The 20,629-nt window shown below is 66.8% G+C and carries 23 protein-coding genes; 16 read left to right on the top strand and 7 right to left on the bottom strand.

Going from position 1 to position 20,629, the window contains the following annotated elements:
• The first annotated feature begins 141 nt into the window (after window positions 1-141).
• The gene (locus AC07PZ_RS12825) at window positions 142-1,014 is read left to right on the top strand and encodes a MurR/RpiR family transcriptional regulator (protein WP_495295471.1); all 873 of its coding nucleotides are present in this window, start codon (window positions 142-144) and stop codon (window positions 1,012-1,014) included.
• Here the strand turns inward: AC07PZ_RS12825 and AC07PZ_RS12820 are convergent.
• Entirely contained in the window at window positions 951-1,859 is a 909-nt protein-coding gene (locus tag AC07PZ_RS12820; RefSeq protein WP_495295470.1) for an HAD-IIA family hydrolase, read from the bottom strand. The genes AC07PZ_RS12825 and AC07PZ_RS12820 overlap by 64 nt on opposite strands.
• Before the next feature lie 137 nt (window positions 1,860-1,996).
• Between AC07PZ_RS12820 and AC07PZ_RS12815 the strand changes: the two genes are divergently transcribed.
• From AC07PZ_RS12815 to AC07PZ_RS12790, 6 genes are all read left to right on the top strand, one after another.
• The gene (locus tag AC07PZ_RS12815) at window positions 1,997-2,932 is read left to right on the top strand and encodes a phosphate/phosphite/phosphonate ABC transporter substrate-binding protein (protein WP_495295469.1); all 936 of its coding nucleotides are present in this window, start codon (window positions 1,997-1,999) and stop codon (window positions 2,930-2,932) included.
• Window positions 2,933-2,942: 10 nt separating this feature from the next.
• Entirely contained in the window at window positions 2,943-3,758 is an 816-nt protein-coding gene (gene phnC / locus AC07PZ_RS12810; RefSeq protein WP_495295468.1) for a phosphonate ABC transporter ATP-binding protein, read from the top strand.
• Entirely contained in the window at window positions 3,755-4,753 is a 999-nt protein-coding gene (phnE, locus tag AC07PZ_RS12805) for a phosphonate ABC transporter, permease protein PhnE (RefSeq protein ID WP_495295467.1), read from the top strand. The genes phnC and phnE overlap by 4 nt, the downstream gene beginning before the upstream one ends.
• A gap of 173 nt (window positions 4,754-4,926) precedes the next feature.
• Window positions 4,927-5,130, top strand: coding sequence for a hypothetical protein (locus AC07PZ_RS12800; RefSeq protein WP_495295466.1), 204 nt, complete (start codon window positions 4,927-4,929; stop codon window positions 5,128-5,130).
• Window positions 5,131-5,195: 65 nt separating this feature from the next.
• Window positions 5,196-7,451 (top strand): phosphocholine-specific phospholipase C, encoded by a 2,256-nt coding sequence (locus AC07PZ_RS12795; RefSeq protein WP_495295465.1) that lies wholly within the window; start codon window positions 5,196-5,198, stop codon window positions 7,449-7,451.
• 5 nt (window positions 7,452-7,456) lie between these two features.
• Window positions 7,457-9,196: a YadA family autotransporter adhesin gene (locus tag AC07PZ_RS12790; RefSeq protein WP_495295464.1), complete on the top strand. Its 1,740-nt coding sequence runs from the start codon at window positions 7,457-7,459 to the stop codon at window positions 9,194-9,196.
• 118 nt (window positions 9,197-9,314) lie between these two features.
• On the opposite strand, the gene AC07PZ_RS12785 is transcribed toward AC07PZ_RS12790, so the two are convergent.
• Window positions 9,315-9,602, bottom strand: coding sequence for a hypothetical protein (locus AC07PZ_RS12785; protein WP_495295463.1), 288 nt, complete (start codon window positions 9,600-9,602; stop codon window positions 9,315-9,317).
• Window positions 9,603-9,777: 175 nt separating this feature from the next.
• Here AC07PZ_RS12785 and AC07PZ_RS12780 point away from each other — a divergent pair, with 175 nt between their 5' ends.
• Together AC07PZ_RS12780 and AC07PZ_RS12775 are read left to right on the top strand one after the other, a co-directional pair.
• Window positions 9,778-10,806 (top strand): sulfonate ABC transporter substrate-binding protein, encoded by a 1,029-nt coding sequence (locus AC07PZ_RS12780; protein ID WP_495295462.1) that lies wholly within the window; start codon window positions 9,778-9,780, stop codon window positions 10,804-10,806.
• A gap of 65 nt (window positions 10,807-10,871) precedes the next feature.
• Complete coding sequence (locus AC07PZ_RS12775) at window positions 10,872-11,747, top strand: class I SAM-dependent methyltransferase (protein WP_495295461.1); 876 nt, start codon at window positions 10,872-10,874, stop codon at window positions 11,745-11,747.
• Between the two features lie 56 nt (window positions 11,748-11,803).
• Here AC07PZ_RS12775 and AC07PZ_RS12770 read toward each other — a convergent pair whose 3' ends face one another.
• Window positions 11,804-12,406: a nitroreductase family protein gene (locus tag AC07PZ_RS12770; RefSeq protein ID WP_495295696.1), complete on the bottom strand. Its 603-nt coding sequence runs from the start codon at window positions 12,404-12,406 to the stop codon at window positions 11,804-11,806.
• 278 nt (window positions 12,407-12,684) lie between these two features.
• Between AC07PZ_RS12770 and AC07PZ_RS12765 the strand changes: the two genes are divergently transcribed.
• Together AC07PZ_RS12765 and AC07PZ_RS12760 are read left to right on the top strand one after the other, a co-directional pair.
• A complete protein-coding gene (locus AC07PZ_RS12765; RefSeq protein WP_495295460.1) occupies window positions 12,685-13,122 on the top strand; it encodes a DoxX family protein in 438 nt (145 codons plus the stop codon).
• 72 nt (window positions 13,123-13,194) lie between these two features.
• Entirely contained in the window at window positions 13,195-13,581 is a 387-nt protein-coding gene (locus AC07PZ_RS12760; protein ID WP_495295459.1) for a response regulator, read from the top strand.
• 12 nt (window positions 13,582-13,593) lie between these two features.
• Here AC07PZ_RS12760 and AC07PZ_RS12755 read toward each other — a convergent pair whose 3' ends face one another.
• Window positions 13,594-14,481: a LysR family transcriptional regulator gene (locus tag AC07PZ_RS12755; RefSeq protein WP_495295458.1), complete on the bottom strand. Its 888-nt coding sequence runs from the start codon at window positions 14,479-14,481 to the stop codon at window positions 13,594-13,596.
• A gap of 99 nt (window positions 14,482-14,580) precedes the next feature.
• Between AC07PZ_RS12755 and AC07PZ_RS12750 the strand changes: the two genes are divergently transcribed.
• The 5 genes from AC07PZ_RS12750 to AC07PZ_RS12730 are packed head-to-tail and all read left to right on the top strand — an operon-like array spanning window position 14,581 to window position 18,457.
• Window positions 14,581-15,438, top strand: coding sequence for an amidohydrolase family protein (locus AC07PZ_RS12750; RefSeq protein ID WP_495295457.1), 858 nt, complete (start codon window positions 14,581-14,583; stop codon window positions 15,436-15,438).
• 13 nt (window positions 15,439-15,451) lie between these two features.
• Window positions 15,452-16,282: an SDR family NAD(P)-dependent oxidoreductase gene (locus tag AC07PZ_RS12745; RefSeq protein ID WP_495295456.1), complete on the top strand. Its 831-nt coding sequence runs from the start codon at window positions 15,452-15,454 to the stop codon at window positions 16,280-16,282.
• A gap of 34 nt (window positions 16,283-16,316) precedes the next feature.
• On the top strand, window positions 16,317-17,300 hold the full coding sequence (locus AC07PZ_RS12740; RefSeq protein ID WP_495295455.1) for a Bug family tripartite tricarboxylate transporter substrate binding protein: 984 nt from the start codon (window positions 16,317-16,319) through the stop codon (window positions 17,298-17,300).
• An 18-nt stretch (window positions 17,301-17,318) separates the two neighbouring features.
• Window positions 17,319-17,837 carry a carboxymuconolactone decarboxylase family protein gene (locus tag AC07PZ_RS12735; protein WP_495295454.1) on the top strand — a complete coding sequence of 173 codons (519 nt, stop codon included), beginning with the start codon at window positions 17,319-17,321 and terminating at the stop codon, window positions 17,835-17,837.
• A gap of 14 nt (window positions 17,838-17,851) precedes the next feature.
• Window positions 17,852-18,457 carry a hypothetical protein gene (locus tag AC07PZ_RS12730; RefSeq protein ID WP_495295453.1) on the top strand — a complete coding sequence of 202 codons (606 nt, stop codon included), beginning with the start codon at window positions 17,852-17,854 and terminating at the stop codon, window positions 18,455-18,457.
• A gap of 12 nt (window positions 18,458-18,469) precedes the next feature.
• On the opposite strand, the gene AC07PZ_RS12725 is transcribed toward AC07PZ_RS12730, so the two are convergent.
• The 3 genes from AC07PZ_RS12725 to AC07PZ_RS12715 form a co-directional block, all read right to left on the bottom strand.
• Complete coding sequence (locus tag AC07PZ_RS12725; RefSeq protein WP_495295452.1) at window positions 18,470-18,967, bottom strand: flavin reductase family protein; 498 nt, start codon at window positions 18,965-18,967, stop codon at window positions 18,470-18,472.
• A gap of 26 nt (window positions 18,968-18,993) precedes the next feature.
• On the bottom strand, window positions 18,994-19,407 hold the full coding sequence (locus AC07PZ_RS12720; protein ID WP_495295451.1) for a RidA family protein: 414 nt from the start codon (window positions 19,405-19,407) through the stop codon (window positions 18,994-18,996).
• 87 nt (window positions 19,408-19,494) lie between these two features.
• Window positions 19,495-20,604 (bottom strand): LLM class flavin-dependent oxidoreductase, encoded by a 1,110-nt coding sequence (locus AC07PZ_RS12715; RefSeq protein WP_495295450.1) that lies wholly within the window; start codon window positions 20,602-20,604, stop codon window positions 19,495-19,497.
• Window positions 20,605-20,629: the final 25 nt, after the last annotated feature.

The following is a 20,629-nucleotide window of genomic DNA, read 5'->3' as shown; positions in this document are numbered from 1 at the left end:
AGTTGCTTGACGCCGCACGTCCCCGGGCCCGCGACGCCGAACCGCCATCGAGGGCGGGTAAGCTCGCGGCCCATGAAGCGCAACAGCACCCCCAGGCCGCCTGCCGGCAAGGCTTCTGCCGCCGCAGACAAGAGCCACGCATTGCCCGCCGCCGAAACTCCCGATGCATCGGTCTCCGCCGTGCTGGCACGCATCCAGACCCTGTCGTCATCACTGGGCCCGGTGGGCCAGCGCATCGCCGACTTCATCGTGAAGAACGCGCGCGAGGTGGTGCACATGTCGGTCAGCGAAGTGGCCGAGCGCACGGGCTCCAGCGAAGGCAGCATCGTCGGCCTGTGCAAGAACCTCGGGGCCACCGGCTTCCAGCAGATCAAGATCGCACTCGCGCAGGAACTGGTGCGGCCGGTGCAGTTCATCCATGAAGACCTCGACCCGCAGGACAACGCCACGGCGGTGATCCGCAAGATCTTCCAGAGCAACGTTCAGACGCTGCACGACACCGAGGCCACGCTCGACGCCAAGGCGATGGAGCGCGCCGTGAAGCTGTTCCGCAAGGCCGAGCGCATCGAGATCTACGGCATCGGCAGCTCGGCCACCATCGCCGAGGACGCGCACTACCGCATGCTGCGCATCGGCCTGAACGTGAAGCTGGCGGTCGACTCGCACGTGCAGGCCATCAGTGCGTCGCTCACCGATGCGAAGACGGCCGTCCTCACCATCTCGCATTCGGGCAGTTCGCATGAGACGGTGACGGCGACGCGTCTGGCCAAGGAGGCGGGCGCCTCCACGGTGTGCATCACCAACTTCGGCAAGTCGCCGATCCAGGCCTACGCCGACGTCCTGTTGTTCACGATGGCGCGCGAGACCCACTTCCGCACCGAGGCGATGACGAGCCGGCTCGCGCAGCTGGCCATCATCGACGTGCTGATCGCCTGCCTGGCGCTGTCGGACTACGACGCTTCCGTGCGCACGTTGCGCCAGACCTTCGACGTGCTGTCGCTCAAGCGGTACTGAGACGACTCCGCTGCGGTTTCGGCTGCCGCGGCAATAGTCTCCTCGGGCCCGGCCAGCAGCCCGGCCACCGACGGCGCGACCGCGCCGCTCGCCGTTCCGACCAGCACGCAGTCCATGCCCAGCCGGGTGGCGCCCTCGGCGTCGGTGAGCGGGTTGTCGCCGACCACCACCGTGTCTTCCGCGCGCGCGCCAAGGCAACGCAGCCCTTCCTCGAACAGCAGCGGCGCGGGTTTGCCGGTCACGCGCCAGGGCTGAACGCCGCTGGCCGCCACCACGGCCGCGAGCAGCGCGCCGGTCTCGGGCACCACGCGGCCTTGCGGGCCGGGATGGGTGGCGTCGGCATTGCTCACGATCAGGCGTGCGCCGCGCAGCAGCTCGTTGACCACCAGCGCCAGCCGCGCGTGGCTGAAGTGCATGTCCAGCGCGAGTAGCACGAAGTCGGCGCCGGCCTGCACCTGCTGGCAGCCCAGTGAACGCGCCAGCCGTTGCAGCGCGGGGCTCGCGGCCATCAGCACGCGGGCACCGGGGTGTTCGCGCGCCAACTGCCGCACGGTGAGCTCGCCGGCCAGCACGATGCGTTCGGGCGGTACGCGAAATCCGAGGCGGCGCAGGCGTTGCGCCAGGCCCGGCGCGGTGTGCGTGGAGTTGTTCGAAACGATGGCGTAGCGCCCGTCGAAATGCGCCAGCAATTCAGCCGCACCGGCGATCGGCTCCTGCTGGCGCACCAAGGTGCCGTCGAGGTCGACCAGCAGGTGGCGAGCCCGCGCCAGGCGGGCGTCGGTGACCACGCCGCGCGGGCTGCCGTTGTCTGAAGGGGCGCTCTGTGTCTTGAGGTTCGTGCTCATGGCGGCGCATTGTATTGAACAATGTTCAGAGAATTGCTTGGTTTTGATTGAGCAAATTTCATTTGCTTGTCATCTTGGGTTTCTAAAGTTCCGGACATCGGCCCTTCAACACCGCCTTGAAACGAAAGAAACGCACCATGAAAAAGCTCCTCGCCCTTGCTGCCGCCGCCATGTCGCTGACAGCGGCACTCTCCCTGCCGTCGCATGCCCAGTCGGTGGCCGACGGTTCGCGCGAACATCCGCTGCGCGTGCTGCTGATTCCTGCGGACGGCGGCACCGAGTCGGGCACCAAGGCCGACTACGCGCCGGTGTTCAACGCCATCACCCGCACCACCGGCCTGAACTTCGACCTGAAGGTGGGCCAGTCGTACGGCGCCGTCGTCGAGGGCATGTGCAACCAGCTCGCCGACATCGCGTTCTTCGGGCCCGTGGCCTACGTGCAGGCCCACAAGCGCGGTTGCGCCCAGCTGTTGGCCGTGGGGGTGGAGAAGGGTGCCTCGGTGTACTACGCCGGCATGTTCGCCAAGGCCAACGCGCCCATCGCCGGGATCAACGACGTCAAAGGCAAGCGCGTGGCCTTCGGCGACGTCAACTCGGCCTCGAGCTTCACCTTCCAGGTCGCGATGCTGCTGGACGCGGGCATCGATCCCGCGCGCGACCTCGCGGCCATCCGCATGACCGGCAGTCACGCCAGCAGCCTGGCCGCGCTGGTGCAGGACCAGGTCGACGTGGCGTCGCTCTCCTTCGACTCGTTCGAGAAGGCCGTCAAGCAGGGCGCGGTCGATCCGAAGACGGTGAAGGTGATCGCCAAGAGCATGGCCATTCCGTATCCGCCGCTCGCGCTGAATTCCAAGCTGCCCGAGCCGCTGAAGGCCAAGTTGAAGGACGCCTTCCAGACGGTGAACAAGGCGCCCGGCGTCACGCCCGACATGATCCGCGGCTATGGCGGCGGCAAGATCGACGGCTACGACACCAAGTTCTCGGAAGACGAGTTCAACGTCGCGGCGGAGAAGCTGGGCCTGCTCACCGACGAGCTCAAGGGCAGCATCCTGGCCAAGGCCGCACAGCGCTGAGCACGGTGCCATGCTGAATTTCGAATCGGTCGCCATGCGCTATGCCGACGGCACGCAGGCGCTCGGCGGCGTCTCCCTGCAGGTGCCCGCGGGCCAGTTCTGCGTGGTGCTCGGCTCCTCCGGCGCAGGCAAGTCGACGCTGCTGCGCATGGCCAACGGCCTGGTCCGGCCCACGGAGGGTGCGGTGCAGGTCGACGGCGTGCACATTGCGGCCGATTCGCTCGCCCGCATCCGGCCGCGCATCGGCATGATCCACCAGCAGTTCAACCTGGTGCTGCGCGCCACGGTGGCCGAGAACGTGCTCGCCGGCGCGTTGCCGACCATGCCGACCTGGCGCGCACTGCTGGGGCTGTTCACCGACGAGGCACGGCGAACGGCCTGCGAACTCGTCGCGTCGGTGGGCCTTCAGGAGCAGCACCTGCTGCGCCGCGTGAGCGAACTCTCGGGTGGCCAGCAACAGCGCGTGGGCATCGCGCGCGCCTTCATGCTCGCGCCGCCGCTGGTGCTGGCCGACGAGCCCGTGGCCAGCCTCGATCCGCAGACCAGCCACGACGTGCTGTCCCTGCTGCGCGGGCAGGCGCGCGAGCGCGGTACCACCGTGCTGTGCAGCCTGCATCAGATCGAGCTGGCCTGCGAGTTCGCCGACCGCATCGTCGCGCTGCGCCAGGGCGAAGTGGTGTTCGACGGGCCGCCCGCCGCCTTCGATCCGCGGGTGTTCGACGCGGTCTACGGCCGCGGCGCAGCGCCTGCGCGACCCGGCAGCCAGAGTACGGAGCCCGAGGCCGCATGGCCGCTGCACGCCGCCGCACTGGAGCTGGTGCCATGAACCGCCCCGCATCCGCATGGGAGCTTCCACGGCCCTGGGGCGCACGCAGCCTGGCCGTGCTGATGCTCGTGCTGGTGGCCGGCTTCTTCGCCGGCCAGCGCGTGGAGATGGGCCGCATGCTGTCGCTGACCGGCGAGGGCGTGCTGGCCGCCGTCGGCCTGCGCGAGCATTCGCAGGTGCTGTCGGGCCTGGGCACGATCGCGCGCTCGCTGTTCCCGCCGCAGGTTTCCGAACGCACCGAGACGGCGCGCATCGAGGGCTTCGACCGCAACCGCCTGCCATGGTTCTCGCACGTGGAAACGGTGGAGACGCGCGAACCCAAGCTCAACCCACAAACGCTGCAGATCGAAGAGGTGGTCGACAGCCGCGAAGTGCTGGTCGAGCCGCTCGGCTATCTCTGGCATGTGGCGATGAAGATGCTCGAGACCTTCGAGATCGCCATCTGGGCGACGCTGCTGGCCATCGTGCTGAGTGCGCCGCTGGCCTGGTGCAGCGCGAAGAACTACACGCCGAACCGCATCGTCTACACGCTCGCGCGCAGCGTGGTCGGCCTGTGCCGCGCGGTGCCCGAGCTGGTGAGTGCGCTGTTCCTGGTGCTGGCCTACGGCTTCGGTCCCATCGCCGGCGTGCTGGCGCTCGCGCTGCACTCGGCGGGCTTCCTCGGCAAGTTCTATGCGGAAGACATCGAGACCGCCGACGACAAGCCGCAGGAGGCGCTTCGCGCCATCGGGGCGAACAAGCTCAAGGTGATGCGCTTCGCGGTGCTGCCGCAGGTGATGCCGCAGTTCATCGCCTACACGCTGTACGTGCTCGACCGCAACGTGCGCATGGCCACCGTGGTGGGCCTGGTCGGCGCGGGCGGCATCGGCCAGGAGCTCAAGGGTCGCTACGACATGTACAACTACGCGCACGTGGGCACGATCCTGATCGCGATCTTCCTCACCGTGCTGGTTCTTGACCGCCTTGCAGCGCGCCTGCGCAGTCGCTATGCCTGAGCCCTGACCACCCCGGCGCCGGAGCGTCCACACCGTGGACCTCGCGGCGCACCACCCCTGATTTCTTCGAGCCGGTGCAACCCCGAGGGGGCTGCTCGGCCCCGCTTCGCCTGTCTCTCGTCCGTCTCTCGTTCGTCCGTCGTCCCCGTCTTCTTCGATCAAAGGAAATTGTCATGACCCCACGTGTCTCCCGGTATGGCTTCGCCGCGTCGGCCGCGGCCGGCCTTCTTCTGTGCCTGAGCCTCGCTGCATGCGGTGGCAGTGGCGGCAGCGATGCCGGGGCGCCGACGTCGCCGCCCACCGACACCACGCCCCCGGCCACCACGCCGGACCAGCCCACGCAGCCGGCGGCCCCGGTGCTGAAGTGCGCGCCCTGAGGCGCGACCTTCTGCATCCACCTGCCTTCCATCCATCCGTTTCGTCCTCGCGTTGAAAGACACCCATGAACCACCTCTCCCGTCGCGATTTCTTCCGCAAGTCGGCAGGCGCCGTCGGTGCGGCTTCGGCCCTCACCATGCTGCCGCCCGCGATCCGTCAGGCCCTCGCCATTGAGGCGGCGGTCGACACCGGCACCATCCAGGACGTCAAGCACATCGTCATCCTGATGCAGGAAAACCGCAGCTTCGACCACTACTTCGGCACCCTGCGCGGTGTGCGCGGCTTCGGCGACCGCTTCCCGATTCCGCTGGCCAGCGGCAAGTCGGTGTACTTCCAGCCCAACCCCAGCGGCGGCGCCGAGATCCAGCCCTTCCGCCGCGACTCGCGGATCAGCAACGCGCTGATCGGGTCCGGCACGCCGCACAATTTTCCCGACCAGCAAGCCGCATGGAACCAGGGAAAGATGGATCGCTGGATCCAGTTCAAGAACCAGGCGACGATGGGCTATTACCAGCGCGAGGACATTCCTTTCCAGTTCGCGCTGGCCGATGCCTTCACGCTCTGCGACGGCTACCACTGCTCCATCCTCACCGGCACCGACCCGAACCGCATCGTGTTCTGGTCCGGCTCCAACTTCAATCCGGAGCTGCGCAAGAAGGGCATCAACAGCACGGACAGCGATTCGGAACCCGTCAACTCGCGCTGCTGGCCCAGCCCGTCGAACTGGGTCGCTGACAGGGTGCAGCAGGCGGACGGCTCGGGCCAGAAGGACCCCGGCACCGGTGCCTACAACTACAAGTACGTCAACAACTCGTTCAAGTGGGACACGCTGCCGGACGTGCTGCAGAAGGCCGGCATCAGCTGGCACATCTACCAGAACATGAACAACAACTGGACGGGCGCCATGAACGGCTGCCTGGCCTTCGAGAGCTTCCGCACCGCGCAGCCGGGCTCGCCGATCTATGAGCACGGCCTGACGGGCGGCCCCGCAACGGCCGACGGCGCCACCAACTTCCTCGCCCAGCTCAAGCAGGACGTCATGAACGACGCCCTGCCGCAGGTCTCGTGGGTGCTGCCCACGCAGGCCCTGGCCGAACATCCGGGCAGCAGCGAAGGCGTTGCCGGCGCGGCCGACTTCATCTCAGACGTGCTGAGCGCGCTGACGTCCAACCCCGCGGTCTGGAGCAAGACGGCGCTCTTCGTGACCTTCGACGAGAACGACGGCTTCTTCGACCACCTGGCCATGCCGGCGGTGCCCTCGTACGACGCCAACGGCAGCCTGGTGGGCAAGTCCACCGTGCCGCTGGACGGCGAGTATTTCGACGCTTCCGTGGGCAGCTACCTGAGCGCCCTGGACACCACCAGCGGCAAGGTTCGCCCGTGGGGCCTGAGCTCGCGCGTGCCGATGTACGTGGTGTCGCCCTGGAGCAAGGGCGGCTGGGTCAACTCGCAGGTGTTCGACCACACCTCGATGGCCAGATTCCTGGAGGTGCGCTTCGGCATCACCGTGGACGCCATCAGCCCATGGCATCGCGCGGTCTGCGGCGACCTCACCACCTGCTTCGACTTCGTCAGCCCGAACGATCCGGTCGTGCCCAGGCTGCCCGACACCAGCAACTATCCCGCGATCAATGCAGCGCAGCGGCTCCTGCCCACGGCCCCGGTGACCACCGCGCCCGGCACGCCGCAGCCGCTGTTCCAGGAGACCGGCACGCGCTTCTCGCGTGCGCTGCCCTACGAGCTGCACACCAGCGCACGCGTCGAGTCGCGCGGGCTGCTGCAACTGATCTTCGCGAACACCGGCACGCAGGGCGCTGTGTTCCACGTGTACGACAAGCTGCACCTGGACCGCATTCCGCGCCGCTACACGGTGGAGGCGGGCAAGCAGCTCACCGACTACTGGAACACCAGCGCCACCGACAGCGGCAAGTACGAGCTGTGGGTCTACAGCAGCAACGGCTTCGTGCGCAGCTTCAAGGGCGATGCGCTCGCGGCCGACACCGCCACCTTCAAGCCCGAGGCGCAGGTCTGCTACGAGCCGGCCACCGGCCAGGTCTACCTGAAGGTGCACAACACCGGCACGACCGCAGGCACGGTCACGGTGAAGTCCAACGCCTACCGGACCGACGGCCCCTGGTCGCTCGACGTGGCAGCGGGCGACACCGGCATGCTGCACTGGAACCTGGACGACAGCGGCCACTGGTACGACTTCACCGTCACGGCCGGCAACGCCGAGCGCCGCTTCTCGGGCCGCGTCGAAACCGGCAAGCCCGGCGTGAGCGACCCGGCGATGGCGCTGCACCTGTCGGCCCAGAGCTGAGCCGGATGTCGAAAGCAGATATGCACATCTCCACGCATCATCGGGTCCGCAAGCCATCGCGCCTGCGTCCCCTGGCCGCGGCACTTGGCCTGAGCTGCATGGCGGGGCTCGCCATCGGGCAGACCGTGCCCATCCAGTGGAATTCCACGACGAAGAACCTGGGCATCGGCACCAATGCCAGCGCCACGGGCGTCACCGGGTCGAACAACCAGGCGATCGGCGGCAATGCCGGCAACAACGTCTCGACGCAATGGAACCTGGCCATCGGCGAAGCCGCCGGGACCAACGTGAGCGGCGGCAACGCCAACACGGCCATCGGCTACAACGCCGGGCAGAACGTGGTCGGCGGCTGGAACCAGTCAATGGGCCGCAGTTCCGGGCAGAACGTCACCGGCAACTACAACAACGCCACCGGCTTCTGGGCCGGCACCGATGTGACGGGTTCCTACAACGTGGCCACCGGGACGAATGCGGGCCGGAGCGTCGTCGGCAGCAACAACATCGCCACCGGGAACGGCGCCGGCAACAACGTCAGCACCAACTGGAACCTCGCCATCGGCGAAGGCGCCGGCACCAACGTGAGCGGCAAGAACGCCAACCAGGCGATCGGCTACTACGCGGGCACCAACGTGGTCGGCGGCTGGAACCAGTCCTTCGGCCGCAGCGCGGGCCAGAACGTCACCGGCGACTACAACAACGGCACCGGCTTCTGGGCCGGCACCAACGTGACGGGCAACAACAACGATGCCTACGGAACCAACGCCGGTCAGAACGTCAACGGCAACACGAACCAGGCCTTCGGCAGCGGGGCGGGCAATGGCGTGGCCGGGTCCAACAACATCGGCTTCGGCCAGGGCTCGGGCGTGAACGTGACCGGCGCCAGCAACCTCGCCATGGGCACGCAGGCCGGTGCCGGCGTGAGCGGCAGTGCCAACACGGCCTTGGGGCAGGGGGCCGGCGCGGGCGTGCAAGGCAACCAGAACGTATCGCTGGGCACGGGCGCCGGTCAGTTGGTGGTCGGCTCCGGCAACATCGCGCAGGGCCAGGGTGCGGGCCAGAACGTCATCGGCAACGCGAACGTCGCGATCGGCACCGACGCCGGCGTGTACGTCAATGCCAGCCAGACGGTCTCGCTGGGCGCATCCGCCCGCGCCAGCGCGGACAACGCCGTGGCCATCGGCGGCAACGCGAGCGCCTCGCACGCCAACAGCGTGGCGCTCGGCGCGGGCAGCGCCACCACGCGCGGCGCCCAGACGGGTTACACCGCCGCGGGCATGGCGGCGCCGCAGTCGTCGGCGGGCGAAGTGGCGCTGGGCAATCGCCAGGTCACCGGCGTGGCGGCCGGCAGCGCGCCGGACGACGCGACCAACGTCGGGCAGGTGCAAGGCCTGGTGAGCCAGGGCGTGGCCTCGGCCAATGCCTATACCGACAGCGTCGCCGCGCAGGGCCTGCCGGCGGCCAAGGCCTACACCGACCAGACCGCGGGCCGGCTGCAGCAGCAGATCGACCAGAACGCCCGCCGGGCCTATGCCGGCATCGCGAGCGTGGCCGCCATGGACGCCGCGCCGATGGTGCCGGGCAAGAGCAGCTTTGCGGTCGGCCTGGGCAACTACCGCAGCGAAAGCGCGATCGGCGGCTCGATCCGCCACACCGCGCAGGACGGCCGCTACAGCGTGACGGTCGGCCTCGGCGCGAGCAGCTCGGGTGTGGTGAGCCGCGTGGCGTTCACCGGCGTGTTCGACTGACGCACGACGCCGCAGTGCCGTGAGAGCCCGGCTTGGGCTTTCACGGCGCTCGGCGCATTCCGCCCGAAGGTCTTGATCGCAAGCGGCGGCGATCAACGGCCCGCGTCTGCCGTCGTCTTCAGTCCAGTGACGGCAGGCTCGCCAGATGCTTTTCCAGCGGCCCCTTGGTCGACAGCACACCGATCTCATAGGCGGTGAAGCCATGCTTTTCGATGGCGGCCCTGACTGCCACCAGTTTCTCGAAGCGCTCGACTTCCAGAAGTTCGAACGGCGTGAATTGCTGTTCGGCGATGGTGGCTTTCAGGGCCGCGAGCTTCTTGGCACGTGATCGCTGCGAGTTGCGCAGCTTCGCCGTGACAACTTCCAAGTCTGCAATCTTCTGTTCGAGCGTCTCTAGATCTGGCATTGAACCTCAGTGTCGTGTGTCGGCTTGTTCAGTGTAGCCATAGCTCACTTCGTTCTGAGCACATGGAATCTGCGTCGTTGTCCATGGATCGCGCGGCACTTACGCTCTTCCCGGGAAGAGCCATCGGCCAATGACTTCGATCCATCCATCCATCCGGCTCCGGCCGCAAACGACCATGCTGCACGCAACGACGACACACTTCGAAATCGACCCGCCCGGTCGATCCGTCAGGCAGGCCCTGCGCGACCTCGCGCTGAGCGGCTTCCTGGTGTGCGTCGTGGCATTGCTCGTCGGCCTCTTCACGGCCAATGCCGCACATGCGCAGGCAGCCAAAGGCGAGCTTCGCATCGGCTACCAGAAGTCCGCGAGCCTGTTCGTTCTGCAGAAGGCACAAGGGACACTCGAGAAGAAGCTCGCCCCATTGGGCTTCGGCGTCAAATGGGTGGAATTCCCGGCGGGGCCGCAACTGCTCGAAGGCCTGAACGTCGGCGCAGTCGACGTGGGCTATGTCGGCGAGGCACCGCCGATCTTTGCGCAAGCCGCGGGCGCCAGGTTCGTCTATTTCGGCTTCGACCCGGCGTCGCCGCGCGCCGAGGCCATCCTGGTCACGAAGGACTCGCCGATCCAGTCGGTGGCAGAGCTGAGGGGCAAGAAGGTCGCGCTCAACAAGGGCAGCAACGTGCACTACCTGCTCGTGAAGCAGCTCGAGAAGAACGGCCTGAAACTCGGCGACATCCAACCCGTCTATCTGGCGCCGGCCGACGGTCGCGCGGCCTTTGAAAGCAGGAACGTGGATGCATGGGTGATCTGGGATCCGTTCCAGGCCGCGGCAGAAAAGGCAACCGGCGCACGCGTGCTGGCCGACGGCACACCGGGCGTGGTGAGCAACTACCAGTATTACCTCGGCGAGCGCGGCTTCGTTGCCAGGCACCCGAAGGTCATCGAAGCCCTGTTCGAAGACGCCGTGTCGCAAGGCATCTGGTTGAAGAAGAACCTGCATCAGGCGGCGGAACTCATTGCGCCGCTGCAGGGGCTTCCCGTCGACGTGGTCGAGCTCGCCCTGCAGCGCTACGAGTTCAACGTCAAACCGATCACCGCCGAGGTGGCGGCCGACCAGCAGAAGATCGCCGATACCTTCTTCGAGCTCAAGCTGATTCCGAAGGCCATCAAGATCAGCGACGCGGTCGTCGCCACAAAGCCCTGATCGCGTCACGGTGCCGGGTGCATCTGTAGCGTAGGGGGTCCACGCACCGCTCCCATGTCTTTTCAATGATCACTTCACTGTCTCCATCGACCCCTGACCGCTTCTTCGATCGACGCCGGACGCTGCTCATGGGCGCGGTAGCGGCCCTGCTGGCGCCTTACGCTATCGGCGCGCACAGCGAGACGACCGGGCCCGCAACGGCTGCATTGCAGGCCGCCATCGACGGTCCGCAGCGCAGCGCGGCCAATCGCACCCGCGATGCCGCTCGGCATCCACTCGAGACACTCGCGTTCTTCGGCCTGAGGCCGGATTGGAACGTCGTCGAGATCGCCCCCGGCGGCGGCTGGTACACCGAGATCCTGGCCGCCTTCCTGAACCCGCGCGGGCGCCTCTATGCGGCGCATGTCCCGGCCGACGGCACAGCGGAACAGCGGCGTGCGCGCGCCGCTTTTCAACAGAAGCTGGCAAGCGACCCGGCCGTCTATCGGCGCGTGGTGCTCGGCACCTTGCCTGTCGCACGCTTCACCGACATCCATCCGCCGGGCGGGGCCGATGCCGTGCTCACCTTCCGCAACATCCACAACTGGATCGCGGACGGCCATTTCGACGAGACGTTGCGCGCCTTCTTCGATGTGCTCAAGCCCGGCGGTGTGCTCGGCGTCGAAGAGCATCGGGCCGCACCCGGGACCTCGCTCGAACGGATGATCGAGAGCGGCTACGTCACGCAGGACTTCGTGATCGCGCGTGCCCGGGCGGCGGGTTTCGAGTTCGCCGGTGCGAGCGAGATCAACGCGAATCCACGCGACACGCACGACCATGCGAACGGTGTGTGGGCATTGCCGCCGACATTGCGTGGCGGCGAGGTCGACCGCGCTCGTTATCTGGCGATCGGAGAGTCGGACCGCATGACGCTCCGGTTCATCAAGGCACCTGGCCGGTGAAGTTGCCGGCCTCGTGAAGGTGGACTGTCGGCCGCCTTGCGGCGGTCGACATACCTTCAGCGGATCGTCTTGAACCGCACGTCGTCGGCGATGAAGCTCTTCTCGTTGAACGCCTTCTCGTTCGAGCCGAAGGGCAGTTGGGCGCGCAGCTTCCACGAGGCCGGAATGTCCCAGGTGCTGGCGACCTGCGCGTCGATCAGCGGTGCGTAATGCTGCAGGCTGGCACCGATGCCGGCTTCGGCCAGCGCGGTCCAGACGGCGAATTGCGCCATGCCGGTGGAGTGCTCGGAGAAGGATGGGAAGTTATCGGCATACAGCGGATATTTCTGCTGCAGGTCCTTGATCACGTCCTGGTCTTCATAGAAAAGCACCGTTCCGGCACCTGCCGCGAAGGAGTTCAGCTTTGCATCGGTCGACGCGAATGCATCTGCCGGAACCAGGGGACGAAGGATCTCCTTCGTGATGACTTTCCAGAGCTTCTCGCTGGCTGCGCCGAACAGGATGACGGCACGCGAACTCTGCGAATTGAATGACGACGGCGCCAGACGGATCGCCTGGCGAATCAGGGCGTCGACTTCGGCTTCGGTGATGGAAAGATTCTTGCCCAGCGCGTATTGGCTGCGGCGTGTCGTGAAAAGGGTGAGGGCGTTGTGGCTCATTGGAAATGGCGATGAATGGACATACGGCGCGTGCAATGGCGGCAGTCCGCCATCGCGATTCCAGTCTATTGCGTTGCAATGAATCGTGCACGGCATGTCGAAGCATCCCCAGGAAAGGACAGGGCCGCAACCAGGCTCTTCGCAGGGATGGCAGACCGCACGCAGAACGCATCTGCATAAACGGATTCCTTCGTTGGAGAGGGCGAATCCTCTCCATAAGATCCGACGCGTTCGCATGCCATGTCGGCTCCGACCCACCCTTACCTGATCGGCTCATCATGTCGCTTCGCCAGCCTGAATCGTTCGCACCCCGCGCGCTGTCCGTCCTGCGCATCGTCTCTGCGTTCCTGCTGCTCCAGCATGGGTCAGCCAAGTTGTTCGGCTTTCCTCATGTCGCCTATTTCGACAATCTCCAGATCGTTTCCCTGATCGGACTTGCGGGAATCCTGGAAGTCGTCGGTGGTGTCCTGTTGCTGATCGGGTTCTGGACTCGACCGGTCGCATTCATCCTGTCGGGCGAGCTTGCCTTGGCCTATTTCATCGGGCATGCACCCAAGGGATTCGCGTGGGCGCCGCTGCTCAATCAGGGCGAGTCCGCCGTGCTGTTCTCGTTCGTGTTCCTGTACCTTGCCGCTGCGGGCGCTGGCCCATGGAGCGTCGATGCGATCCTCCGTTCGAAGAAGAGCGCGGTGGCGGTTTCGGCCGTCCCTGCATGACCTCGGCGTGACGCGCATTGCCGTCGCTCGCCGCAACGCACCGATCTCGATGCCGATCTGCCTTCTGCTGCCATGACGCTTCGCGTGTTCCTCGTCGAGGACGATTTTTCGGTCCGAAGCCTGTTGGTGGACATGCTCGAGGACGCCACCGCCTGCGAGGTGATCGCCGTGGCCGAATCGCAATACCAGGCCTTGCAATGGCTGGCACGCAACGGCGAAAGCTGGGACCTGGTGGTCGCCGATCTGTTCCTCACGGAAGGCTCGGGCATGGAGGTGGTCAAGGCCTGTGCCCGGCGCCAGCCCCACCAGCGCGTGGTGGTGCTGAGCAACTATGCAGAGGCGGCAAACGACCGTGCCTTGTCCCAGGGCGCGGATGCCGTCTTCGACAAGAGCGGGCAGGTCGAGGACTTCCTGGACTATGCCAATGCGCGCGCGATGGAAGGTGCGCGCAGTCATTGAGATGCGGCTCTCTCAATTACCGTATTGCTTGAGCGCCAGCGTCCGGAGCAGATCGGCCGTCAGCCGCGCCGGCCGCGTCGTGGGGCGTGCCTTGGGGATCGCCAGCACCACCCGGTTCCGCATCGCAGGAGAGACGATGCTGGCCTCATACAGCGGCTGCGGATGGGTCCAGAGCCGCCGCGCGCTGGCCGGCAAGACCGTGTAGGCCACGCCACGCGCCACCAGCGAAAGAACGGTCAACACCGAGTCGACCTCGGCCACGATGTCCAGCGCCAGGCCGCGCGGCCGGGTGTGCGTTTCCAGCAGCTGCCTGAGGGCATTGGGGCCACTGGGCATGACCAGTGGCAGAACGCTCAGTTCCGCCAGCTTGACTCGGCGTGGCAAGGGCTTGGGGCCGAACAGCAACAGCGGTTCCCGGCCGAGCGTCTCTTCGGCCAATTGCGGCGAGGGCGGCGGGTCGAAGAGGATGGCCATGTCCAGCGTGCCCGCCACGAGCCACTCGCGCAACCGGATGCTGAGCGATTCGACGATGGTCACGGTGGCGTCGGGATACTGCGCGCGAAAGCGTTCGACCAGATCGGCCGAGAGCACCTGTGCCACACGCGGCGGCAGTCCCACGGTGACCTGGCCACGCGGACTGGACTGGCGCTCCCGCATGTCGGCGCGCGCCTTGTCGGCCAGCTCGAAGATGGCGCGCGCATGCGCCAGCAGCGCCAGCCCGGCCTCGTTGGCCGACGCACCCCGGCCATTGCGCACCAGCAGGCGCTGGCCGACTTCTTCTTCCAGCAGCAGCACCTGCCGGCTCAGCGCCGGCTGCGAGAGGTGCAGCGCAGCGGCGGCGCGACTGAAGCTGCCGCCTTCGACTACCGCGACGAAGTAGCGCAACCGTGTCAGATCCATGAGGCTTCCTTGCGTCCACAAACGCCGCATGCATTCTATGGATAGCTGATATCGAAGGATCCGATCGATTCGTGACTCGGACGGCCGGACAATTTCGGCATGCCAGCCATCCTCACCTACGACGTCGAACCCAGGGCTCCGGGCTTTGCGCTGCCGCCGCTGAGCTGCGACAGCCATGTGCATGTCTTCGGTCCGGCCACGCGGTTTCCGTATGCCGAAGGCCGCAGCTTCACGCCGGTGGATGCGCCGAAGGAAGCCCTGTTCGCCTTGCACCGCACGCTGGGCATCGGCCGCTGCGTGATCGTGCAGTCGGCCGTGCACGGCATGGACAACCGCGTGGTCGAGGACGCCATCGCCGCCGGCGGCGGCCGCTACCTGGGCATCGCGCTGGTTCCGCCCTCGGTGTCCGACGCCGAACTGGCGCGGCTGGCCGCTGCCGGTTTTCGGGGTGTCCGCTTCAATTTCATGGCGCACCTGCCGGGCACGCCGCTGGACGAAGTGCTCGCGCTGACCCGGCGGCTGGCGCCGCTGGGCATGCACCTGCAGGTGCATTTCGAGAGCAGGCTGGTCCACACGGTGGGCGCCGCACTGGCACGGAGCGCGGTGCCCGTGGTGATCGACCACATGGGGCGCGTCGATGCCGCGCTGGGCCCCGACCACGAGGACTTCGCCGGTCTCTGCCGGTTGATGGCCAATCCGCTGTTCCGGGTGAAGGTGAGCGGCGTGGACCGCATCGCTACCGCCAGCACCTACCCGCATGGCGTGGCGCTGGCGCGCCGGCTGGTGGAGTCCTTCGGCGACCGCTGCCTGTGGGGCACCGACTGGCCGCACCCCAGCCACACCCATGTGCCCGATGACGCCGCGCTGGTCGAGTTGCTGCCCGACATCGCACCGGACGCCGGCCTGCGCGACAGGCTGCTGGTCGGCAATCCGGCCGCTTTCTACCGATTCGAATGAAGGACCCGACGACATGAGCGCAGAGATGGAATTCCACTACCAACCCGCCGGCCGACTGAAGGGCCAGGTCGCCTTCGTGAGCGGTGCCGGTTCGGTCGGGCCGGGCTGGGGAAACGGGCGCGCCATCGCCGTGCGTTTTGCAGAAGAAGGCGCGCTGGTGTTTGCCACCGACCGCGATCCGGGCCGGCTGGTCGAGACGGCCGAACGGATCGCCGCCGCCGGCGGCACGCTCGTCACCGGCCAGTGCGACGTCACGGACAGTGCCTCCATCGCCGCCGCGGTCGCCCAGTGCGCCGAACGGTTCGGCCGCATCGACGTGCTGGTCAACAACGTGGGCGGCTCGGCCAGGGGCGGGCCGGTCGAGATGCCGGAAGACGTGTGGGATGCGCAGGTCGACCACAACCTGAAGAGCGTGTTCCTGAGCTGCAAGCACGTGCTGCCCTTCATGGAGCGTCAGGGCTCGGGCGCCATCGTCAACATGTCGTCCACCTCCGGCCTGCGCTGGACCGGCGCGGCGCAGGTGGCTTATGCCGCGACGAAGGCGGCGGTGATCCAGTTCTCGCGGGTGCTGGCGGTGCAGTACGCCGACCGCAACATCCGCTGCAACACCGTCGTGCCCGGGCAATTGCACACGCCGATGGTCGAAGTGCGGCTGGCCGGCCAGCGTGCGGGGGGCGACGTGCAAGCCCTTCTCGCGCAACGGCAGGCACGCATCCCCTTGCCTTTCATGGGTGACGGGCGCGACACCGCGGCTGCCGCGCTGTTCCTGGCATCGAACGAGGCGCGGTTCATCACCGGCACAGAAATCATCGTGGACGGCGGCATGTCGGTGCGCTGCGGCTGATCCATTTCCGACAAGAACTCCAGGAGACGACACCATGCAGATTCCCTTTCTCGCCCGACGAGCCTTCGTCGGCCTTGCCGCCATGGCCTGCCTGGCCGTTGCGGCGCCCGCGGCCTTGGCCCAGGGCGCCAAGGTCACGCGGCTGGTGGTCGCCTTTCCGCCCGGCGGACCGGTGGACTTCGTGGCCCGCGCAGTGGCCGAGCAGCTGGGCAAAGAAATCGGCCAGCAGGTCATCATCGAGAACCGGGCCGGCGGCAATGGCGCCATCGCCGCCGAGTACGTCTCGCATGCCGCACCCGACGGCAGCACGCTCTGGCTGACCAGCGTCGGTGCCGTGGCCATCAACCCGTCGCTGTACGAGAAGCTGGCCTATGACGTGCAGAAAGACCTGCAACCGGTCTCGCTGGTGGTGCGGAATGTCGAGGTGCTGGTGGTGCCGGCCAACGCGCCCTACAACAACGGGGCCGATTTCGTGGCCGCGGCGCGAGCGTCGAAGCAGCCATTGACGCTGGCCTCGTCGGGCACCGGCAGCGTGCCGCACCTCGCGATGGAACTGCTGTCCGATGCGGCCAAGGTGCCATTGCTGCATGTGCCCTACCGGGGCGCGGCTCCGGCGATCACCGATGTGATCGCCGGCCACGTCAACGGCTTCTTCGGCGACATCCCGGGGCTCCTGCCCTTCATCAAGAGCGGCAAGCTCAAGCCGATCGGCATTGCCGCCGAAAAGCGCAATCCGCTGCTGCCGGAGGTGAAGACCTTCGCCGAGATGGGCGTGCCCGGCGTCGACTCGGACAACTGGTATGCCATCTTCGCCGGCAGGTCCGTGCCGGCCGCCGAGATCGACAAGCTCGGCGCCGCGCTGCGCAAGGTGCTGGCCGACGAGGACGTTCGCAGCCGGCTGCTCGCGTCCGGTGCGGAGCCCGCGCCGTCCAGCCCGGCCGAACTGGCTGCCTTGCTGAAGAAGGACGGCGACAAGTGGGGCCGCATCGTGCGGGCCAAGAAGATCAAGCCCGATTGAATGGAAGAGAGAAGACGCATGCGCATCCAGGCCATCCAACCCGGCACCGATCCGGACCTCGCCACGCTCGAGACGCAGATCGAGGGTGCGCGCGGGCGCATCTCGGTTCTCTACCAGGTGCTGCTCAACAGCCCGCCGATCGCGCACGGATGGGAGCAGATGCTCTCGTCGATCCGCAACCACAACAGCCTGCCGGCGGGCCTGCGCGAGATGATCATCCTGCGGGTGGCCGTGATCAACCGCGCGCCCTACGAGTTCGACGCTCACGTGCCCCACGCGCTGGCAGGCGGCGTGCCGCAGGCCACGATCGACGCCCTGCGCTCGGCCAGCCTGCCCGTCGATTCGGGCCTGAGCCCGGCCGAGCGCGTGGCACTGGAATACGCCGACGCCATGACCCGCGACATCGAGGTGCCCGACGCGCTGTTCGCGCGCGTGGCCGAGCATTTCGAGGGCCAGGCGCTGGTCGACCTGACCGCCACCGTGGCGGCCTACAACATGGTGTCGCGCTTCCTGGTGGCGCTGCGCATCGGCCACTGAACCCGGAGACGCCGATGCGCAGACAAGCCACCGATCAGATCCTCCTGCAGGCCCGGCTGGACGAAGCGGCATCGGCCGCTTTCGTGAACGCCTGCCGTGCCGCCGCTGCGGCCATGCCCGGTGCCAGCATCCGGCGCATGGCCTGGTCGGCCGCCGAAGGCGACGCCTATGGCTACATCGCGTTGCCGCAGCGGCAACTGCTCGACACGTCCGACCTGGCCGCCGTGCTGGCCGCTTTCTCGCTGGCGCTGCCCCGAGACGCGCAGCCGCGCGTGTCGCGACTCGAACAGGCGCTGGTGTTGCCCGGTGCCAGCCACGGCGCGCAGGCCGCCTTCCATTACGTGGTCGAGATGGACCCCGAGACCGGCTGGCGCGACGAGCTGCTGCGCTGGTACGACACCGAACACATGCCCGGCCTGGCGTCGGTGCCCGGCAACGTGCGCGCCGCGCGCATGCTCAACCACGATCACGGTCCGCTGTCGCTCGCCTGCTATGACCTGGTCAGCCCCGACACCTTGGGGTCGCCGCCCTGGCTCGCCGTGCGCGGCACCGAATGGAGCAGCCGTGTGCGGCCGCATTTCACCAACACGCGCCGAACCATGTTCAGGACGCTCGGCTGACCGGCATGCCGCTCACATCGCGGGGACGGGCTCGCTGACCTTGATCGATGTGTAGCGCCCGTCGTGGTAGGCCAATGGCGCCGCTTCCGAGCGCGCGCCGCTCAGGACACGTCCGATGAAGATCGTGTGCGTTCCGGCGTCCACTTCCTGGACCGTTTCGCATTCGAGCGCCGCGAGCGCACCGGCAAGCAGCGGAATGCCGTGCGCGCTGAGTTCATGCGCGATCCCGTCGAAGGGCGTCTCGTGCTTGCCGGCGAAACGGTCTCCGAGCTCGGCCTGATCTTCGGCCAGCAGATTGACGGCGAAGCGCCCGCTCGCGCTGATCAGCGGATGGGTTCGGGTGGTCTTGTTGAGAACGATCAGGACCGTCGGCGGATCGGCGGACACCGATGCGAAGGCGGTGGCGGTCATGCCATGGATGCCGTCTTGGCGTGAGGTCGTGATGACCGTCACCGTGCTCACGAGCGTTCGCATGATCGAACGGAAGCGGAGCGGATCGATGGGTTCCATGGTGTGGATGGATTTCGGCACGGCCGTCACTTCCGTGGGCAATGCGCGATGGCATCGATCTCGATCAGGAACTCCTTGCGGCGCAGCGAATGGACCGTCACCCCGGTGCTGGCAGGTCCATGCGGACCGAAGAAGGGCGCCCGGATCTTGAAGTAGTCGGCGACCTCCGCCATGTCGACCTGCGGCGTCAGGTACGTCGTCAACTTCACGACATCGTCCATGGAAGCGCCGGCACGCCCGAGAACGTCCTGCAGCTTCTCCAGACAACGCGTCGCCTGCGCCTTGAAGTCGCCGATGCCGATGACTTCTCCGTCAACGCTGGTCGAGGTGATGCCCGACACGTAGATCGTGTTGTCCACCTGGATGCCCGGCACCCAGGCCGACTCCCAGTTCTCGCTCGGCCATTTCTTGGGAAGCCGCACCATGTCATCTCTGCTCATGATTTCTCCGAATGAACGCGTCATCAATGCGTCGGGAAGGCGATCGTCGATTGCAACGTGCCGGCCAGGCCTTTGCCACGACCTGCGTCAGGCCGTTGCGCGCAGTGCGGCGTTGGTTTGCACCCCGAGTTCCAGCATGCGGGGCAGGACCTCGTTGCCAAAGGCGCGCAGGTCTTCGTCGTAGTCGGCAAGGACGACCATCACGCCGTCGAGCCTGGCCGACCGGACCGTATGCGCCAGCCGTGCCGCGATGGTGTCGGGCGATCCCCACATCGTGTTGGACATCAAGGCCGACGCGGCCTTGGCCTGCTCCAGGAAGACCTTGGAGCCCTGGTTGCTCGAGACTTCCTTGTCGTCGTTGTATTCGTCCGCCATGCGGGCGACGGCGACGAGGTCGACACCGGCGTTGTAGAGATCGACCTTCGCTTTCGCATCCTTGTCCGTCTCGCCGATCACGAGGTTGAACAGGCCGAAGGTCTTCAGGCCCGGGTTCTGGTTATCGACGGCAATCTCCTTCGCCCGCAAGGCGCGCCCGATGAACTTGTCGCTGTCGTCCGCGGCCATGAACGCGACGTTGCAGTTCTGCGCGGTGAACTTGAAGCCTCGGTCCGACATGCCGGCGCAGATCAGCGGCGGAATCTTCGATGGCTTCGGAAAGATCTGACAGTCTTCCGTCTCGTAGAACCTGCCCTTGTGGGTCACGCTGTCTTCAGTCCAGATCCGGCGGACCAGCGCGACCCATTCGTCGGCGAGGTCGTAGCGTTCGTCATGGTTCAGGTCCTGCCAAAGTCCCATCTGGCGCATGAGTTGCGGGCGTGCGCCGGTGACGACGTTCAAGCCGATCCGTCCGGGCGCGATCTGGTCGAGGGTGGCGACGATCTTCGCGACGACCGCCGGCGGAAAGACCATCATGTGGGCGGTGGCCCAGATATTGATTCTGGACGTCGCCTGCGCCAGTGCCGCCATGCAGGTCAGCGACTCCAGAGAATATGTCATCGAATTGGATTCGCCACCGTATCCGCGCCAATTGGCGGGACTCATTGCGAAGTCGAATCCCATTTGTTCTGCCAGGAGCGCGATCGCGAGATTGCTGCTGTAAGAGCCGGTCAATGCAGGCGAAGTGGTGGACTTGATCCAGCCTCGGCTGAATACGGGAAGAAAGACACCGATATCCGTTTTGACGGATTCCTGATTCATGACGCTCATCCGGATTTACCTCGAA

It is taken from the genome of Variovorax sp. GW821-FHT10B04 (genome assembly GCF_059415645.1).
Note: the sequence above shows the minus strand (reverse complement) of the source record. Positions and strands in the feature narration are given on the sequence as shown.

Bases quoted from the DNA above. Each gene is read 5' to 3' on its own strand.
- AC07PZ_RS12820 (WP_495295470.1), bottom strand. From the start codon at position 1,859: ATGAGCACGAACCTCAAGACACAGAGCGCCCCTTCAGACAACGGCAGC.
- AC07PZ_RS12815 (WP_495295469.1), top strand. From the start codon at position 1,997: ATGAAAAAGCTCCTCGCCCTTGCTGCCGCCGCCATGTCGCTGACAGCG.
- phnC (WP_495295468.1), top strand. From the start codon at position 2,943: ATGCTGAATTTCGAATCGGTCGCCATGCGCTATGCCGACGGCACGCAG.
- phnE (WP_495295467.1), top strand. From the start codon at position 3,755: ATGAACCGCCCCGCATCCGCATGGGAGCTTCCACGGCCCTGGGGCGCA.
- AC07PZ_RS12800 (WP_495295466.1), top strand. From the start codon at position 4,927: ATGACCCCACGTGTCTCCCGGTATGGCTTCGCCGCGTCGGCCGCGGCC.
- AC07PZ_RS12795 (WP_495295465.1), top strand. From the start codon at position 5,196: ATGAACCACCTCTCCCGTCGCGATTTCTTCCGCAAGTCGGCAGGCGCC.
- AC07PZ_RS12790 (WP_495295464.1), top strand. From the start codon at position 7,457: ATGTCGAAAGCAGATATGCACATCTCCACGCATCATCGGGTCCGCAAG.
- AC07PZ_RS12785 (WP_495295463.1), bottom strand. From the start codon at position 9,602: ATGCCAGATCTAGAGACGCTCGAACAGAAGATTGCAGACTTGGAAGTT.
- AC07PZ_RS12780 (WP_495295462.1), top strand. From the start codon at position 9,778: ATGCTGCACGCAACGACGACACACTTCGAAATCGACCCGCCCGGTCGA.
- AC07PZ_RS12775 (WP_495295461.1), top strand. From the start codon at position 10,872: ATGATCACTTCACTGTCTCCATCGACCCCTGACCGCTTCTTCGATCGA.
- AC07PZ_RS12770 (WP_495295696.1), bottom strand. From the start codon at position 12,406: ATGAGCCACAACGCCCTCACCCTTTTCACGACACGCCGCAGCCAATAC.
- AC07PZ_RS12765 (WP_495295460.1), top strand. From the start codon at position 12,685: ATGTCGCTTCGCCAGCCTGAATCGTTCGCACCCCGCGCGCTGTCCGTC.
- AC07PZ_RS12760 (WP_495295459.1), top strand. From the start codon at position 13,195: ATGACGCTTCGCGTGTTCCTCGTCGAGGACGATTTTTCGGTCCGAAGC.
- AC07PZ_RS12755 (WP_495295458.1), bottom strand. From the start codon at position 14,481: ATGGATCTGACACGGTTGCGCTACTTCGTCGCGGTAGTCGAAGGCGGC.
- AC07PZ_RS12750 (WP_495295457.1), top strand. From the start codon at position 14,581: ATGCCAGCCATCCTCACCTACGACGTCGAACCCAGGGCTCCGGGCTTT.
- AC07PZ_RS12745 (WP_495295456.1), top strand. From the start codon at position 15,452: ATGAGCGCAGAGATGGAATTCCACTACCAACCCGCCGGCCGACTGAAG.
- AC07PZ_RS12740 (WP_495295455.1), top strand. From the start codon at position 16,317: ATGCAGATTCCCTTTCTCGCCCGACGAGCCTTCGTCGGCCTTGCCGCC.
- AC07PZ_RS12735 (WP_495295454.1), top strand. From the start codon at position 17,319: ATGCGCATCCAGGCCATCCAACCCGGCACCGATCCGGACCTCGCCACG.
- AC07PZ_RS12730 (WP_495295453.1), top strand. From the start codon at position 17,852: ATGCGCAGACAAGCCACCGATCAGATCCTCCTGCAGGCCCGGCTGGAC.
- AC07PZ_RS12725 (WP_495295452.1), bottom strand. From the start codon at position 18,967: ATGGAACCCATCGATCCGCTCCGCTTCCGTTCGATCATGCGAACGCTC.
- AC07PZ_RS12720 (WP_495295451.1), bottom strand. From the start codon at position 19,407: ATGAGCAGAGATGACATGGTGCGGCTTCCCAAGAAATGGCCGAGCGAG.
- AC07PZ_RS12715 (WP_495295450.1), bottom strand. From the start codon at position 20,604: ATGAATCAGGAATCCGTCAAAACGGATATCGGTGTCTTTCTTCCCGTA.